The sequence below is a fragment of the Bacillus sp. FSL W8-0116 genome, assembly GCF_038003825.1.
Lineage (GTDB): Bacteria > Bacillota > Bacilli > Bacillales > DSM-4216 > Bacillus_O > Bacillus_O smithii.
The window spans coordinates 1145054-1161311 of sequence record NZ_JBBOPY010000001.1; the positions used below are offsets into that span (position 1 = coordinate 1145054).

The following is a 16258-nucleotide window of genomic DNA, read 5'->3' on the forward strand; positions in this document are numbered from 1 at the left end:
CAAACAGTATCCTCTAAGTCAACGTATTTATACTTTGCTCCTTACCACTTGAGCCATCCTAATTACCGAAAACGACTCTAAAACCTTGTATGGCCTCTTAAAAGTTTTGTTCCCATTAGTCATCACAATTACAAACATTAAAAAATTCAGCAATTTTTACTCCGAAATTCTTAACCGTTACGGACGGACTATTACTAAGTAATTCCTGTCCTCGGCTATATCCGCCCTCTTCGCACCTTATACGACAAGGATAGTCCTCCATTTCGGAATTTTCTCCTTTAATCTGCTTATGATATAAAAACAAAAATTTTAAAGGAGGAATTGAAATATATGATTAATTATTTAGCAATTGCCGTTGATAGTGGAAAACACACAACAAAAAGTGTTTGCTCAATTAACGGAACTCTACACAAAATACAGTTTAGAACAAAGATACAGGAGATTCAGAATTTAGGGATAGACATCACAGCGAATAGCTATATCATTGAATTTGAAGGAAACACCTATCTTATAGGTGATATGGTAGCCGAAAATAAAACAAGTTATGATATTACTAAACATTCAATGGAACATTTGCTGTGTATCTACCTGGCAATTACAAAGTTCATTGAAAAAGCCAATACAAAGAATATTGGCATACCGAATATACGTCTTGCAGTGAATGTTCCTCTCAATATTTACAAAAACGCTATTCTTAAAGATGATTATGAACAATTTATCCAAAATCAGCAAAGAGCCATAAGCCTTAGAGTTAATGGCAGAGCGTTTATATTTAGAATTGAAAAAGTGATTTTGTTGCCAGAAGGTACTGGTCCGATTTATACAAGAATAGGAGATTTCAAAACAAAGCGTAGCTTAATTGTCGATATTGGCGGCCTAAACGTAAACTATTGCTCGTTCAACGGACTTGTTCCATTATTGGACACAATGGTCATCAGCAATAGTGGAATCAATATCCTACGCTCAAAAATTGCAGAGAAATTGACATCCCGATATGGTATATCTGTTTCAGATGAGGATGTGGAACAGATTTTAAAAGATGGTTGTTATCTATATGCCAACGGTACTAAACAGGAAGACAGCAAAGAAATTATTGAAGGCCTAATCACTGCTCATGTAACTGAACTATTAAACTATGCCAAATCAAGAGGGCTTAGTTTTAACAATACTACCGTTGTATTTTGTGGAGGAGGCTCTCTTTTACTAAAGGAAGAAATTATAAAACAATATCCTTCAGCAATAATTGAACAAGACGGCCAGTTTTCCAATGTTCTTAGCTTCTATAAAATTTTGGAAGTGAAGAAACTTGTCTAAATATAAAGTGTCGATAAGTTTCAAGCAAAACTCACTCCACCTCTACGAATATCTTAAAACAAAAGATAATATCAGCAGCTATTTATGCAAGTTAATTGAAGCTGACATGTACAATCAACAGAATTCTTCAGATTTAGAGGCTAAAGTGGAGGAAATTGTGTACAAGCTCCTTCAAAACAAAAACTTATTAGAAAACATCTCTTGGAAAACTAACGATGTAGCCGAAAAACTTTCTGAAGAGGATATAGATTTAATTAATCAATTATTTTAGAGCCATCATTATGAATGGCTCTTTTCGTTGTGCTCACTCAAACCTTATAGAACAAATTTATTCCCTTGTAACAAGCAGTTTAGTGATTTATTGAAGTCAAGGGATTTTATAAGAAACAACTTACTTTAAGTAGGATAGTGCTTTATAGTGGATGATTTTATAAAGTCTTCAAAAAAATGATGGAAACAGACTTGTCTTTGACTAATATACTTAATAAATTTAAAGATGAAAATGAAGTAGCTAACATCTCACAAAAAAAGCTTTCAAACAGGTTAGATAAACCCCTTAAAACATATCAAAAAGAATTAATAGACTGCTTAAATACGGAGCTATACTCAAGATTAAAAGTGGACAATATCAGTTGTTAAGTGTCGAAGTGACGACTTAAGAGATGCTCCCTAAGGGTTAGATTTGACTTGTTGCTCCTAACTAACAAAAAACCCGAACTCAATGGTGATTACAAATCTCAAAGCGAGGAACTCAAAGTAGAATTGAATGAAATCCAAAGAGCATGTGGCTTTATCAATAATAGCTTTGGTTCTGGCTTATGACTTTTAGGAAGTTTATGAGTTAAGCCCCTAGCATTTCTTCAAAATTTCTTGCAATACTTAGATTTACTGCGACTCTTTCTCTGGGAGTTTCTGTTGTTGTTCTTGGTCACCTATATCTATATTCATCTTTTCGACATATTGAATAATACTTTCAATGCTTTTATAGATATTTGTTTCTTGAATTGGTGTATCGCTAAATGCCCAAGCAAGAAATAGCTGACCGAGAACTGTTAAAATTGGAGTTAAGACCTTTTTCCAAGCACTCACGTCTTCTTCGTCTAACTTGCCTTCCTGAACATCAGCATCTGTTAAATCAAGGATAATGTTGGTTTTAAGAGCTAAGTTGAAAAATTCTGGTTGTTTAATATCCACTTGCAAATTCTCTTGCAATCCTTCAATTTCCTCAAACTCATCCTCTTTCTTATCCTGAACGTATTCATTTAATTTCTCAACGAAAGAGTCATTTATATTAGAAGATAGATGATTGAAAAAAGAAGAAAACTTATGAGTGTTTGAAAAACCAACCTTATGAGTGTTTAAAAGAGTTATTGCTTTTGCTATTTTAGAAAAGTCATGGCGCGGAATGTTTGCCATTAATCTTACTGAATTATTAGAAAAATAAGCTATTAGACCACTTTTAGTTTTAGCTAATTCACTTACTAATCTACTTGCTTTGATTAAGGCTCTTTGTTGCTCCGTAGAATAACGGGCCATTGCACTGCTTTTTGCCATTTCACGAGCTAATGTACTAACTTTTCCTATGGCATTTACATTTTCCGCATGGTAACTGGCTATGAGACCACTATTTCTCATTTCACTGACTAAACTACTGGCTTTTATTACAGTTCTTTCTTGCCCCATAGGATAGCTGACTATTAGTTTACTGGCTAATTCACTGGTCCTTGTCATTTGATTTATCATTCTTTGACTACTGTTTATATTATTCATCATATTCTGCCATTTTCTTAAATGCTCAAAAGCATCCATGATAATTCACCACTTTCAAGATTTACTAACTTTTTTGTTTCATTTGCAACACTATTTAATCCGATACTCGAACGGTTCTAATAAGTCTCTCACTATTTCAAAGGCAGTTAATTTATCTTGTCTTGACGGTTCACTTAATTTCTTAAAAGTAAAGTTAAGTAAAAGTCCACCCAAAACCATTCTATTAGTGGAAAGCTGTTAATCTAATCTTGAATAAGTTTAATATCCTCTGCTTCTTGTGTAGCTTTATTTATAAACAGACCATCTTGAAGTTTATAGTTTAACTGTTTATTTGATTCTGGAACATCAACTAAAATGGAAATTTGCACTACATCCTTCATTTTCTCGTGAATATTAAGAAGAATTTCTTTTACTTCATCATTCTTTGCTACTTCGAGACATTCATGCCATACCCAAGTGTTATCCATCATTAAGGCTTTCTTATAGTCGAGAGCTTTTTCTAACCCCTTCTAAATATGAACGCCTATTGTTTTTGTTGTTTGTTCAATTAAATGCAGTAAAGTAGATTTGCCACTTCCCCAGTTGCCAAATAAACCTATTGTCAACGGATTCATTCGTTCGTTTGTTGCAATTTCACAAATGAGATTTGCATAGGGTTCATAAGCCAACATGTCTATTCTTGAAGCATTATCAGCCCACATAATTAACCTTCCCCCTTTTCTATATAAGTTGAATTAAAGATTTACAACTGAACACACAAACGATCGATCGTTTGTTCTGGTTTCTGGTTGATTCGCTGAATAAAGGCTTGGACATTCTTTCTAATTTCTTGCACACTCGAATAGAACACGTTGTAAATCACGTCTGATTTCAGCCATTTCCATAGCCCTTCAATCAAGTTCAATTGCGGACTGTATGGTGGCAAAAAGACGAGCTCTAACCGATCTTCGTGTTCTTTTAAAAATGGCTGAATGAGTTTGGCATGGTGAATTCGAGCGTTATCTAAAATCATCACTATTTTGCCTGTGGGATAGCGTTCTAACACAAGTTGAAGAAATCGAAGAAATGTTTCCGCGTCATAGCATTCTTCTTCGATGCAAAACACTTCCCCTGTTTCGTAGTTCAACGTGCCAATCAGCTTCAGCCCTTGATGTTTTCCAAACGTCGGAATGATTCGTTGTTTTCCTTTGACAAACCATGTTTTTTGAATCGCTTGGTAATCACGAATCATCGACTCATCTTGAAAGAGGACATGGGCGATGTTCCCATCTACCAGTTTTTTTTTACTTCAGGGAAGGTGATTTCGACGAATTCTTTTTGTTTCTCTTCATCGGCATTGGCTAGTGTATAGGTCGGTTTCGTATAGCTTAGCCCTAACCGATGCAGAATGTCACTTGTTCCGCGAAGCGTGTATGTTGGCCCCCACTTTTGTTGAATGAGTTCAGCGATTATCGCAAGCGTCCAATTATATTTTGCTTCGAATCCCACATCTACGGGGAGCTGATGTTCAATGATCAAAGCCAGCTCTTTTTCCTGCTCAGGGGTCAATCGACGTGGGGCGCCAGGTGAGTATTTCATCTCCAGTCCATCAAGACCGCGCTGGGCGTAGGCATGAATATAGTTATAAATAGTTTTCTTGGATCGACCAATAATCGTTGCGATTTCTCCTTTGGTATATCCCTGCAAATGAAGATAAATCGCTTGGTAGCGTTCATATGCTCGTTTACTTTTTGCTTCTTTCATGGCAGTGGACAACTTTTCGATCTCGTCTTTGTGATTTGGCATCATATTTTCTCTCCGTTCCCCTATTTTCTCTTTGTATTTATTCGCCGTGGAACGGGAGAAAACCTTTATTTCAATTTATATATATAAATATAAATTGAAAAGCTGACATAAGTAAGACGTTTGTGATAGATAAAAGAACGTCCCAAATTTTTTATTTATATGTTGGAAAATTAATCTGTATCTATATAACATTTGAAAGAAATCTACCATCCACCCAAACAAAAACATATGTTCCCTTTATTGTAACTTAAAATAGATTTACTTTTCAAATATTATTGACTAATCTTATTATAACTAATTTTATTTTGTAAAATCGGTACTTAAGTAGAGGGATGAATGAAGGGAGAAACTTTATGGCAGATAATATGTCCAAAGAAAATAGAACAAAAACTATGAAAGCTATCCGTTCTCAGTCAACGTTGGAGAATCGCCTTACAAAAGAACTATGGAGGAGGGGATATCGATTTAGAAAAAATGATAAAACCCTTTTCGGCAAACCTGATATTTCCTTAAAGAAATATAAAATAGCCATCTTTATAGACTCCTGTTTTTGGCATGTATGTCCCATACATGGCAAAAAACCAAAAAGCAATCAAGAATATTGGGATAAGAAGCTTTTACGCAATCAACAAAGGGATAAAGAAGTAAATGATTATTATAAAAAGAATGGTTGGCATGTAAAAAGAATTTGGGAACATGAAATAAAGAAGGATTTAGATGCTGTAGTCGATGACATCTCAAATTTTATAGATAAGGTTAAAAACCAAGATAAAAAGCCTTGACTATAAGGCAGTTAGTCAAGGCTGAATAAATGCTATATTGAAAACGCAATCTGTTCTTCGTTAGGGGCTTCGACACTACTTTGCTTTTTTGCTTTTTGTTTTGTTGGTGAACTTTTTCTGCTTTTTTGTGTTTTCCCTGCTGATAACATCTCGCGAAGCTCGTCTTCCCACTTAGAAGATTCGGTTTCATATGGGATTCCAGCAAAGGATTTTAAAACAGCTTCAATAATTACCTTTGCTCCTTCTGGTGGAACTGCCATTCCAATTTGTCTTCTTACGCTCTCCTTACCGCCTATAAATTTATACCAATCTGGAAACGTCTGCAACCTTGCCCTTTCACGATTAGTTAAAGCCCTCGGTTCATCATAATGGTACATATGTGTACCACCACCTCCACTACCCGTGACTGTATAAGCAGGTGCATTAGGGTCTAACCGCTTATAGATATTCGATAGTTTAGCCCCCTTCACATTCAATCTTAGGTGTTCAGGTATTCCTTCATACCAAGCATTTTCTCCAGGCGGAATATGTTTCAGCATTTCTACTACTTTACTTTGATGCTTTGTAAATTCATGGTTAAAGGCATCTTCTGGAATAGGCGGTTCTTCTAATGCTTGGCGGGATGTTTTCCAATTTGCAGGGTTTTTATAGGGAGCTTTCGGAACTTTAAATGACCAGCCAAAATCTTTGCGGATGCCTACAATGATTATCCGATGACGTGCTTGTGGCACTCCATATTCCTCAAATTTGTAAAGATGGGGAGTAATATTATATCCAGCATCCTCCATCTCTTGGAGTATTTTGATAAATGCCTGTCCCTCGTTTGCAGACTCTAAACCGCCTACATTTTCCGCTATGAACCATTGAGGCTTATGATATTTTAGAACTTTTATTCCGTAGGTATATAATGGTCCATATTCTCCATCTAATCCCTTTGTCTCCCCTACAATGGAAAAATCGTTGCAAGGAAAACCGAATGCCAAGACATCTATCTTCGGGAGTTTGGTGATATCTAATTTGCGTACATCTTCGCACATAACTGTTTCTGGCTTGCCAGGGCATATATTGTAGCGGTAAGTTTCGCAGGTATCTTCATCATAGTCATTTGCCCATTCATGTTCAACTTTGTAGATTACTCCATCCTTCTCAACTTGTGCCATTTTTGCACCAAGCGTTAAACCGCCAGGACCACAAAACAGCTCTCCTTTTTTGAATATCATTCATGTCAACTCCAAATGTTCGTACTTTTGTTCGGTAGATTAAATTATACACTATAAATGCTTGGTTGAGAATTGACAAGTCTTGTCTAAAAAAGACCCCCTAAATAGGGAGTCTATAAAGAGTCTATATCTGCCATCAAAATACGTGAGTTTTTCGTAAACAGAGTCCTTAATGTATTATGGTCAATTGGATTAGTGTAGTTACGTTGAAGCAGTCTGATAACGTTACGGGCAGTAATTACACTGCCATTTACATTTGTCCTGTTTGCAATATTTTGAATCTGAGAATCTATGTTGCTACCAAATCCGTCAGCAACATACATAAAAAACTCGATATTGCCATACTGGTTTTGATATGTCGGTATATAATTGTTGACCATTCTATTTCTATGGTCATTATTGATTACATAACTTCGGTACGCTTTAGTATCTATTATTCCAGAGTAATTTAATGGCGACTCTACAAATACGTCAGGATGTAAGGCATGATTACCGACATGTTCAGCACGAAATCCTAATTGTTCAAAGATTCCACGAGTTGCAATTTCAAATTCAGTAGCAAGTTCCGGTCCGCTTATTGCCATGTTTAAATAACTCGCCTCAAATTGACTGAAAGTATCTGGACGGAAGCCCTCCAATGCATCTTCTACTTCCCGAACAGTGTATCCAGTAGAATCAGCAATTTCACGAACTAAAGACGTTGTAATGCTGGTAACTGGTCTCGTTCCAGCAATGTGCAACAAATCACTCCTAATTCGTCTCTCTCTATATAGAGTGTCGGTAACCGTTTGTCCACCAAAGTTTCTGTTGTCTCGATTCTGTCCAGGAGCCAATCCAAAATTTCTTTGAAAGTTTTCTATTCCGTAAGGATGATTGGTATCAAGCCTTCTTAGACTTGTACCATCGTTTAAAATTGCTTCAACATCGCTGATTCTTTCTTGTGGTATATAAATACTACCATTTGAGTTTCTTTTAATAAGTTGTGTGTACTCTAAATAGTTTATGAATGTATTTGCTATGTCCTCCAAATAAGACAATGTCTGTTCTCTTGTACGCAAACCTGTTGTACTACTTTGATACCGCTCTTCAAAGTCGGGAGGTAAAACTGCATCCCCATATGAACGGTAGCTAATTATCCTTTGCACTACATGTTCAAAACAACTCCTTGATTCGTTCTCCCCTTCTGTAATTACAAAGCGTCCAATTTCCTCTTTGGACAACATCTGAATTCTATTATCTGCAAGTAGTCGCAGCAAAAATCTAAATGGTCTAATCTGAAAACGGTAATGAATATTGACTCTGCTTCTAATAGAGTACGGGGAGGGATATTGCAATTTCATTAGTTGATTTGTAATAATAGGCACAGGAGGCTGTCCGGCTAAGAGCGCCTCTCCTGCTAATGTTGTTCTGATAATTCCACTATCTGTTTCCTTAAAGATAAGCCCTAAATTATATAGCCAAGATTCATATGTTCGTGCTCCACCTGCCCGTCTGTCACGCCTTTGTCCTGGTCTTTTAAGACCATAGCGCTCTAATTCAGCTTCAAAATCCAATTGCCGTTTCAAGTTGCTGCTCCAATTTTCCCCTAAAGTTTGTATGGTAAAAAGTGAAAGTATATCAACTACTGGATATAATTTCCGCTTATTGCGTGGAATTTGCCAATTGTTTATCATAGCTAAATCCCCCATAATGAAGTCTTAACACTCAGTATTTCCTACAAATTCAACACTCAATTGGTCTATGGGATAACGGAATTTCGATACTAACCAATATACTATAGTCAAAATTATAACAAATAATTAATTAAATGGAAAAAATCCATTTTTTCAAGGCATTTAATTGGATTATTCTCTCGCTTTCAACAAGAGAAAATATAGAAGCATAAAACCAACGATTCTTCCATTGTAGTTAAACCGCCCAAAACTATCCTTGGTAAAAAATTATTATTTCTAATATTTGTGATAAGTTTTTAACAATAAATCATAGTCTGACATAATTGTTCCTTATTTCTTATGTAATTGCTTCGAAGAGTTGCTAAAATCGTATGAACATATCATAAACTGTTTATTACTTCTTTCAGCATTGTTGCAATATATTTATGTAACAAACGCATTTTTAGCGTTCTTTTCTATCCTTACTAAAACAAAAACCCCTTTGCATAACATAAAAAGGCACTGGTTTTTCCAATGCCTATTTCCTCTCTTATACTCCTTCACTATGGTACTGCCACATGTGCTCCTCATAGAAATAATAAGTGTAATTCGAGAAAGCAATAATCATTTTCTCAAAAATATCTACCAGTTCTTCTACCGTATCCTTAAACGCTTTTACCAAAATCGAGTTATCCTTAAATACTACTTTTTCCCTTATTCTTTCTTTAATAAGGGCCTCTTTTTCTTTAATAGCGTTGTATATTGTGCTGTTATTCTCGCTAAACCGCAATTCTACGAACGCCATGTTCCGTCTATCGCTCAAAGAGACAAAGTAATTCTTGAAAAAAAGAGACCCAAATAAAAGGGTCCCCTGCTTCAAAATCTATTTACTTACCTGTTTAAAGTCATCAATCAGCTCCGAAAGGTCAAATAATTGCTTAATTTTACTATCCTCATCCCAAGATATTTCAATTATGAACTCAATAATCTTTACAAGAGCTTCTTTCGCATCTTTACTAATCAAATTATGTTCGTCAATTTTACAGTCATTGTACAAGATTAACTCTGTTATCATAGGAGCTTCTTGTACTGAAGTTTCTGTTGTTGAAATATCCAACAATAAAGATAGCGGGATTCCAAGGGCCTTGGAAATTTTAGAAGCAATCGGAACAGATGGTGCTTTTCTTTCCCCCTTCTCAAGCCTATTAAGGTAGCCAGTGCTAACCCCCGTTTTTTCATAAAGTTGTTGTAAAGAGTAGCCCCGTTTTTCACGCCAGTACCTTAAAGTCGACCCAAAATTGTTACTAACTGCTCTACCATTTTTACTCATATCATTTCTCCTCCATTTAAATTTGTCTAATCATTTCGATTAGAGCATCCTGTTTGATTTTTCTAAAATAGAAATCCTGTTTAATTAAGGATTTTTACATTATAGATTTGCGAGACTTAAATATTCATTGGTAGAGCAGGATTAGAACATGATTCAGCAGTTTTGCACACAAAAAGCCTTGTCTAGAATTGGCAAGGCGCAATTATCCCTAATTATTCCATTCAAACTCCATCCTTTGAGTTATTTATAATTTCTTCAGTAAATATCTGTTTGATTTAATCGGAAAAGGGCATTGAGCGTAAAGCTAAAGTTTCTAATAACAAATCAATTTATTTTATCTCTCTCATATTTAACAACGGGCACTAATTTATTAAATTCTTCGATAGACTTTGATATCTGCCACTCTCTACTCTTTGAATCCCAAGTATCAATTCCTTTTTTTGAATAAAATAAAAACATATTATCAATGACTGAAAATAATTCACCGCAAAGACTTTTAAAATTTCTTATATCTTCTGTAGGCAACGGAATATTATTAAACTCAAAATATAGCTCTTTAACATCCCTTTCCATACTTTGCATCCGATTTATAAATTCCTCTTCAGTTATCTTTGAATTTTTATATTTTTCAAAGTTGTTTATTACTTTTTCTCCATAATTCTGCATTTCAGATGACAGCTTATCTAAGGTTTCTAATAGTTCACCCTTATTTCCTTGATTATTTTTATAAAAAGATTTGAGGCTTTCATAAGATTCATTCCATTCTATTTGAATATCTTCAATAATGTCATTTCCTCTTAAAGGTAGTGGTTTAAACTGCACATCTAAAGTATCGGAAATCCAAGAGGTTCTACAAATCCAATTTGTAGTTTGCACATCAAATAAATCATTAGCAATAAATAACCAAACCACATCTGCTACCTTATTGGAATGTCTATTTTTGACTTTGTTATTTCTTTGATATTTCTCGTTTTTAACTTCCTTTGTAACAAATGATATTAGTTTCTTAATTTGCTCTTTTGTATATTTTTCATTCAAGATGATTGAAGCTGAATACCTCTTTGCTCCTGCTGTACTCAAATCCTTTAATTTATAAATAGTATAATCAAAACTTTCTTCTTTATTTTCCACAACTGCATAAGCCTTCTTTCTTGGGGCTTTTTCTAAATTTAAAGATTTGAAGATGTCATTGAATTCGTTTTGAAAATGTTTTTCAAAATTATAGTATTGTTTTCTATTCAAAACACTTAGTATTTCATCAATTGCCGAACAAATTATTTTAACCTTTTTAAGTTCTTGAATTAGCGATATGTTATCTTCAATATTTAAATCCCTTATTTCTTTGTTCAAAAAGTTATATTTATCGTTCCAATATTTTGCATACTTGAGTCTATCCTCTACTCGATAAATTGATGTATCTCCAATAATAATTGGTGTGATTTTATTAATATATTCATCATCTTTAATGATTTGAGATACTTCAAACATACAATTTGTCGATTTCAAATAATCATCACTAATTAGTAAAATAGCGTGGTCAGTTTTCCTAATAGTTTTCATAAATTCTTCAATGTCTTGAGAATAATCTATTTCTCTTCTATCTCTTTTAATCTCGATTCCTTCAAACGAACTTAAATTCTCATCTAATAAATCCGCACATTTATCATTAGCCCAGCTATATGACAAAAAAATAATTTTATTGTTTTCCATTTTTATCCCACTCCATATAAAATTCTGACAAAAAAATAATTAACATAAATAAATCAAAATTTTCTAACATATAACTCTATTTTAAGCTATTATTCGTTACTGGAAAAGAAGTTGAAAAATGGTTTTTCTATATTTTATTACCTTTTTCGCTCTTTTTCTCATAAAAAATGTTTCACATAACCAAGTAATCAGAAAACAAAAAAACAACCACCCAAAGCTTGGTCAATGCAAGAAGGTAGTTGTTCTCATAAATAATCCTTTTAAATAAACCAAACCGACAGGGTTTCGTTACATGTATTTTAAAATTAAATATATAAGTTGAATTAAAGATTTACAACTGAACACACAAACGATCGATCGTTTGTTCTGGTTTCTGGTTGATTCGCTGAATAAAGGCTTGGACATTCTTTCTAATTTCTTGCACACTCGAATAGAACACGTTGTAAATCACGTCTGATTTCAGCCATTTCCATAGCCCTTCAATCAAGTTCAATTGCGGACTGTATGGTGGCAAAAAGACGAGCTCTAACCGATCTTCGTGTTCTTTTAAAAATGGCTGAATGAGTTTGGCATGGTGAATTCGAGCGTTATCTAAAATCATCACTATTTTGCCTGTGGGATAGCGTTCTAACACAAGTTGAAGAAATCGAAGAAATGTTTCCGCGTCATAGCATTCTTCTTCGATGCAAAACACTTCCCCTGTTTCGTAGTTCAACGTGCCAATCAGCTTCAGCCCTTGATGTTTTCCAAACGTCGGAATGATTCGTTGTTTTCCTTTGACAAACCATGTTTTTTGAATCGCTTGGTAATCACGAATCATCGACTCATCTTGAAAGAGGACATGGGCGATGTTCCCATCTACCAGTTTTTTTTTACTTCAGGGAAGGTGATTTCGACGAATTCTTTTTGTTTCTCTTCATCGGCATTGGCTAGTGTATAGGTCGGTTTCGTATAGCTTAGCCCTAACCGATGCAGAATGTCACTTGTTCCGCGAAGCGTGTATGTTGGCCCCCACTTTTGTTGAATGAGTTCAGCGATTATCGCAAGCGTCCAATTATATTTTGCTTCGAATCCCACATCTACGGGGAGCTGATGTTCAATGATCAAAGCCAGCTCTTTTTCCTGCTCAGGGGTCAATCGACGTGGGGCGCCAGGTGAGTATTTCATCTCCAGTCCATCAAGACCGCGCTGGGCGTAGGCATGAATATAGTTATAAATAGTTTTCTTGGATCGACCAATAATCGTTGCGATTTCTCCTTTGGTATATCCCTGCAAATGAAGATAAATCGCTTGGTAGCGTTCATATGCTCGTTTACTTTTTGCTTCTTTCATGGCAGTGGACAACTTTTCGATCTCGTCTTTGTGATTTGGCATCATATTTTCTCTCCGTTCCCCTATTTTCTCTTTGTATTTATTCGCCGTGGAATGGGAGAAAACCTTTATTTCAATTTATATAGATGAAACAAAGAAAAAGTAACAGTAACCAAAAGAAGTAGACGAAAAAGCGTTTCAATGTCATTAAGCGACCATTCGATATCACTTTTCATGATTTGGCTGAGTTGGTAGATGAGATAATGAAAAAAATGTCCCCTCTTTACATGATAAACACTTGTATATAGTACGCTCCTACAAGCCCTATCCCAAGCATCAACAAGTCACCAATAACTTCCACCAGCCTTTCTTGAATCCACTCTTTGTCACTGAATTCATTCATCCATCTTTTCATTTTTATCTCCTTTCTATATTTCCGTTTCACCTTAATTGTCCGATATAAAATTTATGTCTAATCGCTCTCATGATTTTTTATCTAACAAGTCTTTAAGTTCCTTTAAAGATTCATTCGGAAGAGTATCTATCAAGAACTTCAAACCGAAATTTGTGATACACGCCAGTAACAAAATCTTCTTTTCACTTTCTGTAAACCCAAAGTCTCCGTTGAACAGCTCTATCTTTTCTGGAAACTGTTCCAAATCTTTATACGTTATTTTTTGCCCCTCAGTTCTTGGAATTAAGTTTGACATGTTTGTTCCCCCTTGATTTACTTATTTTATCCTGCCTTTACCTCTCCATTAGGTATTCAGATATTTCGTTTTCCTTTGCTAAAAATGCTTCCTCTCTATCCGCTTCATCCAAAAGTAATTCGCATAATTTAGAATGTACAGATGATACTCTTAGCCATTCGGATATTTCACCATAAAAAACATTTTTATCGATTGTACCTTCTTCACGCTCGAATAGTTTGTTCATTTTCTTTTCCTCCTTATTCCTCTCCACTGTAAGCGTAAAATAATCCCCACCTTTTAATGATAGGGATTAAATACTATTATTGTGATAAGTTATTAAAAACCCGACAATTCAAAGGAATTGTTTTGGACCAAGGAAGTAGTTGATCAAGCTCATCCATATTGCTTATATCCATATTGGGAAGCTTTTCAAATAAGTAGCGAAGATAATAAAATGGATTTAATTTATTCTCTTTTGCTGTCTCCACAATACTGTAAATGATTGAGCTGGCCTTAGCTCCTTTCGGAGTATTGCTAAAAATCCAGTTCTTCCTACCGATCACAAATGGTTTAATGGATCGTTCACTTCGATTATTATCGATTTCTAAACGTCCATCCTCTAAAAATGCCACGAGTTTTTCCCATTGGTTGAGGCAGTATGTAATGGCTTGACCTAATAGACTCTTTGGTAAAACATTGCTTTTCTCTGTTTTTAGCCATGCTGAAAAAGCCTCCAACAATGGTTGGCTGTGTTTAAGTCGTTTTTTATATCGTTCTTCTGGTGTACATTCTTTCAAATCACGCTCGATGGCAAATAGCTGATTACAGAAATTGAGTCCTTCCCGAGCTGTGACTGCTGAATGACGTTTGGATTCAGGAAGTACGTTTAAAGCCTCATCGAACTTTCTGCGGGCATGAGCCCAACATCCAACTAATGTTACGCCGGATACCTTATGGTATCCTGCATATCCATCGACATGCAGGTATCCTTTAAACCCTTTTAGGAATTCTTTGGCATGTTCTCCTGCTCTAGTTTCCTGATAGTCATAAAGGACAAGTGGTGGATCCTCTCTTCCAGTCCGATAAAGCCACATGTAAGATTTCGATGTACTTGACCTTCCAGGTTCATGTAAAACCTGAACAGTTGTTTCATCCGCATGTAGAATGTCTTTAGAGAGGAGATGCTCTTTCATTCGTTGATAAATTGGCGCAAGCCATTTTTCGGCACCATAAAGCATCCAATTGGCCATGGTTTGCCTGGATAAGATCACACCTAATCGTTTGAACTGTTGTTCTTGGCGATATAGAGGTAGCCCCTCTACATATTTTTGATTCATAATATATGCCATGCTTGACGGTGAAGCTAAACTTTTTGGATACACAGATTTTGGGGCAGGTGCTGTAACGATTGGTGTCTCTATTTCATTACGCTCACAATGACGGCATCCATAGACATATCGAACGTGTTTTAAAACTTTGACTTGAGCCGGAATAATCACTAATTCTTGTCGTACTTCTGTGCTCATTTCGTGTGTTTTTTCACCGCAACACGAACAGACCTGCTCTTCTTCGGGTAAACGATATTCAATCGTTTCCATAGGCAGGTTTTCAAACGTAGCTTGACGTTGACCACGTTTCTTTTTACGACGATATGTAATTGTTTCAACAGTTGGCTCTTCGGCTTTTACATTAGACTCTACCTCTGCTTCATTGAATAAAGGTAGTTCTAATTGATTAGGATTTGTTTTTTCGCTTGAAGAGCCAAATTTTCGTTTTTGACTAAGACGATACTGTTCTTCATACCATCGTAATTTCGCCGTCAATTCAACGATTTGCTGTTGAAGTTTTTCAATTAATTCAAATGGGTTTTGGGTAGGATTCTTTAAATTTTTCATCATGTAGTAATAATTCGACGGTTTTAGCTATTTTCCTCCAAGGTTTTTGTTAAAAGTAAAAAATTCATATAACTGTTCTAGCCTTTACTTCTGGGTGTGCTTTCTTTTGCTCCATTGCAAGACCATCCAATAACCAGCGTAATTGCCGATAACTAATTTGTATCGTTCCAGTGTCATTTTCATTTGGCCATTGAAATTTTCCTTTTTCCAATCGACGATAATAAAGCCAAAAACCATTATAGTCCCAGTGAAGAATTTTTAATTTATCTCGCTTTCGATTACAGAACACAAAATAGCTTGATGAAAAGGGATCTAAATCAAATCCCTCTTTCACCAAAGCAGCTAATCCATCAATGGATTTTCTCAAATCAGTACTTCCTTTTGCCAAGTAAACTCGTTCAGCTCTTGTACCAACTAACATGTTGATTTCAACGTCCTAACCACTTCTGAAAGAAAGGCCGGATCGAAACCAGGTTTTACTTCAATTGAAATCCCACTAATTTCAATCCGTAATGAATTTTCAACTGTTTGTGAATGATCTTCTAGGGTAACGGATGCCCATTTTGTAGACTTTCCTTGATTTTTTATTGGATTTTCAATTTTTCTTAACCAGTATTTAAACTGGTGAATACTCCATTGATTTTCCTTGCACCAGTTTACTTGAGTTTGACCGCTTTTACGATAGTCAGCGATTCGTTGTTCCCAAACCTTTCGTAATTCAGGATTCTTAGGCATAAAAAAACCTCCTTCAATTTCATCTTGAGGAGATTATCTCATGAAATTAGCACATCAAGAAG

General features: G+C 35.3%; 19 protein-coding genes. 3 read left to right on the plus strand and 16 right to left on the minus strand.

The genetic code is table 11. The annotated features are described in order from the left end of the window. The first annotated feature begins 330 nt into the window (after window positions 1–330). Together N1I86_RS05430 and N1I86_RS05435 are read left to right on the plus strand one after the other, a co-directional pair. The gene (locus N1I86_RS05430) at window positions 331–1314 is read left to right on the plus strand and encodes a ParM/StbA family protein (RefSeq protein WP_341095326.1); all 984 of its coding nucleotides are present in this window, start codon (window positions 331–333) and stop codon (window positions 1312–1314) included. Beyond that, window positions 1307–1585 (plus strand): hypothetical protein, encoded by a 279-nt coding sequence (locus tag N1I86_RS05435; RefSeq protein WP_341095328.1) that lies wholly within the window; start codon window positions 1307–1309, stop codon window positions 1583–1585. Before N1I86_RS05430 ends, N1I86_RS05435 begins: the two co-directional genes overlap by 8 nt. A 614-nt stretch (window positions 1586–2199) precedes the next feature. Here N1I86_RS05435 and N1I86_RS05440 read toward each other — a convergent pair. The 4 genes from N1I86_RS05440 to N1I86_RS05455 form a co-directional block, all read right to left on the minus strand. After that, complete coding sequence (locus N1I86_RS05440) at window positions 2200–3123, minus strand: hypothetical protein (protein ID WP_341095330.1); 924 nt, start codon at window positions 3121–3123, stop codon at window positions 2200–2202. Window positions 3124–3326: 203 nt separating this feature from the next. Beyond that, on the minus strand, window positions 3327–3551 hold the full coding sequence (locus tag N1I86_RS05445) for a hypothetical protein (protein ID WP_341095332.1): 225 nt from the start codon (window positions 3549–3551) through the stop codon (window positions 3327–3329). A 42-nt stretch (window positions 3552–3593) separates the two neighbouring features. After that, complete coding sequence (locus N1I86_RS05450) at window positions 3594–3785, minus strand: P-loop NTPase fold protein (protein WP_341095334.1); 192 nt, start codon at window positions 3783–3785, stop codon at window positions 3594–3596. Window positions 3786–3826: 41 nt separating this feature from the next. Then, a protein-coding gene (locus N1I86_RS05455) for an IS630-like element ISBs2 family transposase (RefSeq protein ID WP_076611651.1) occupies window positions 3827–4872 on the minus strand; the annotation gives its coding sequence in 2 pieces (ribosomal slippage) (window positions 3827–4366 and window positions 4369–4872; 1044 coding nt in all). A gap of 350 nt (window positions 4873–5222) precedes the next feature. Between N1I86_RS05455 and N1I86_RS05460 the strand changes: the two genes are divergently transcribed. After that, window positions 5223–5651 carry a very short patch repair endonuclease gene (locus N1I86_RS05460; protein WP_341095336.1) on the plus strand — a complete coding sequence of 143 codons (429 nt, stop codon included), beginning with the start codon at window positions 5223–5225 and terminating at the stop codon, window positions 5649–5651. A 32-nt stretch (window positions 5652–5683) separates the two neighbouring features. Here the strand turns inward: N1I86_RS05460 and N1I86_RS05465 are convergent, their stop codons facing one another. From N1I86_RS05465 to tnpA, 12 genes are all read right to left on the minus strand, one after another. Then, window positions 5684–6871 carry a DNA cytosine methyltransferase gene (locus N1I86_RS05465; protein WP_341095338.1) on the minus strand — a complete coding sequence of 396 codons (1188 nt, stop codon included), beginning with the start codon at window positions 6869–6871 and terminating at the stop codon, window positions 5684–5686. 113 nt (window positions 6872–6984) lie between these two features. Beyond that, a complete protein-coding gene (locus N1I86_RS05470) occupies window positions 6985–8544 on the minus strand; it encodes a restriction endonuclease FokI C-terminal domain-containing protein (protein ID WP_341095340.1) in 1560 nt (519 codons plus the stop codon). 529 nt (window positions 8545–9073) lie between these two features. Then, complete coding sequence (locus tag N1I86_RS05475; protein ID WP_341095342.1) at window positions 9074–9328, minus strand: hypothetical protein; 255 nt, start codon at window positions 9326–9328, stop codon at window positions 9074–9076. A gap of 78 nt (window positions 9329–9406) precedes the next feature. Further along, window positions 9407–9853 carry a helix-turn-helix domain-containing protein gene (locus N1I86_RS05480; RefSeq protein WP_341095344.1) on the minus strand — a complete coding sequence of 149 codons (447 nt, stop codon included), beginning with the start codon at window positions 9851–9853 and terminating at the stop codon, window positions 9407–9409. Between the two features lie 324 nt (window positions 9854–10177). Next, window positions 10178–11563 carry a toll/interleukin-1 receptor domain-containing protein gene (locus tag N1I86_RS05485; protein WP_341095346.1) on the minus strand — a complete coding sequence of 462 codons (1386 nt, stop codon included), beginning with the start codon at window positions 11561–11563 and terminating at the stop codon, window positions 10178–10180. 331 nt (window positions 11564–11894) lie between these two features. Continuing rightward, window positions 11895–12940 (minus strand): IS630-like element ISBs2 family transposase gene (locus tag N1I86_RS05490; RefSeq protein WP_076611651.1). Its coding sequence is split into 2 segments (ribosomal slippage): window positions 11895–12434 and window positions 12437–12940, totalling 1044 coding nucleotides; the frame shifts between segments, so codons are not numbered across the junction. A gap of 217 nt (window positions 12941–13157) precedes the next feature. Continuing rightward, a complete protein-coding gene (locus tag N1I86_RS05495) occupies window positions 13158–13289 on the minus strand; it encodes a hypothetical protein (protein ID WP_341095348.1) in 132 nt (43 codons plus the stop codon). Window positions 13290–13356: 67 nt separating this feature from the next. Beyond that, a complete protein-coding gene (locus N1I86_RS05500) occupies window positions 13357–13584 on the minus strand; it encodes a hypothetical protein (protein WP_341095350.1) in 228 nt (75 codons plus the stop codon). A 37-nt stretch (window positions 13585–13621) separates the two neighbouring features. Then, a complete protein-coding gene (locus N1I86_RS05505) occupies window positions 13622–13810 on the minus strand; it encodes a hypothetical protein (RefSeq protein WP_341095351.1) in 189 nt (62 codons plus the stop codon). A gap of 76 nt (window positions 13811–13886) precedes the next feature. Next, window positions 13887–15464, minus strand: coding sequence for an IS66 family transposase (tnpC, locus tag N1I86_RS05510; RefSeq protein ID WP_341095296.1), 1578 nt, complete (start codon window positions 15462–15464; stop codon window positions 13887–13889). Window positions 15465–15525: 61 nt separating this feature from the next. Continuing rightward, entirely contained in the window at window positions 15526–15882 is a 357-nt protein-coding gene (gene tnpB, locus N1I86_RS05515; RefSeq protein ID WP_003352857.1) for an IS66 family insertion sequence element accessory protein TnpB, read from the minus strand. After that, window positions 15876–16196 (minus strand): IS66 family insertion sequence element accessory protein TnpA, encoded by a 321-nt coding sequence (gene tnpA, locus N1I86_RS05520; protein WP_003352856.1) that lies wholly within the window; start codon window positions 16194–16196, stop codon window positions 15876–15878. The genes tnpB and tnpA overlap by 7 nt, the downstream gene beginning before the upstream one ends. Window positions 16197–16258: the final 62 nt, after the last annotated feature.

Coding starts and splice junctions, on each gene's coding strand:
- N1I86_RS05430 (WP_341095326.1), top strand. CDS start 331: ATGATTAATTATTTAGCAATTGCCGTTGATAGTGGAAAACACACAACA.
- N1I86_RS05440 (WP_341095330.1), bottom strand. CDS start 3,123: ATGGATGCTTTTGAGCATTTAAGAAAATGGCAGAATATGATGAATAAT.
- N1I86_RS05445 (WP_341095332.1), bottom strand. CDS start 3,551: ATGGATAACACTTGGGTATGGCATGAATGTCTCGAAGTAGCAAAGAAT.
- N1I86_RS05450 (WP_341095334.1), bottom strand. CDS start 3,785: ATGTGGGCTGATAATGCTTCAAGAATAGACATGTTGGCTTATGAACCC.
- N1I86_RS05460 (WP_341095336.1), top strand. CDS start 5,223: ATGGCAGATAATATGTCCAAAGAAAATAGAACAAAAACTATGAAAGCT.
- N1I86_RS05465 (WP_341095338.1), bottom strand. CDS start 6,871: ATGATATTCAAAAAAGGAGAGCTGTTTTGTGGTCCTGGCGGTTTAACG.
- N1I86_RS05470 (WP_341095340.1), bottom strand. CDS start 8,544: ATGATAAACAATTGGCAAATTCCACGCAATAAGCGGAAATTATATCCA.
- N1I86_RS05475 (WP_341095342.1), bottom strand. CDS start 9,328: ATGGCGTTCGTAGAATTGCGGTTTAGCGAGAATAACAGCACAATATAC.
- N1I86_RS05480 (WP_341095344.1), bottom strand. CDS start 9,853: ATGAGTAAAAATGGTAGAGCAGTTAGTAACAATTTTGGGTCGACTTTA.
- N1I86_RS05485 (WP_341095346.1), bottom strand. CDS start 11,563: ATGGAAAACAATAAAATTATTTTTTTGTCATATAGCTGGGCTAATGAT.
- N1I86_RS05495 (WP_341095348.1), bottom strand. CDS start 13,289: ATGAAAAGATGGATGAATGAATTCAGTGACAAAGAGTGGATTCAAGAA.
- N1I86_RS05500 (WP_341095350.1), bottom strand. CDS start 13,584: ATGTCAAACTTAATTCCAAGAACTGAGGGGCAAAAAATAACGTATAAA.
- N1I86_RS05505 (WP_341095351.1), bottom strand. CDS start 13,810: ATGAACAAACTATTCGAGCGTGAAGAAGGTACAATCGATAAAAATGTT.
- tnpC (WP_341095296.1), bottom strand. CDS start 15,464: ATGATGAAAAATTTAAAGAATCCTACCCAAAACCCATTTGAATTAATT.
- tnpB (WP_003352857.1), bottom strand. CDS start 15,882: ATGTTAGTTGGTACAAGAGCTGAACGAGTTTACTTGGCAAAAGGAAGT.
- tnpA (WP_003352856.1), bottom strand. CDS start 16,196: ATGCCTAAGAATCCTGAATTACGAAAGGTTTGGGAACAACGAATCGCT.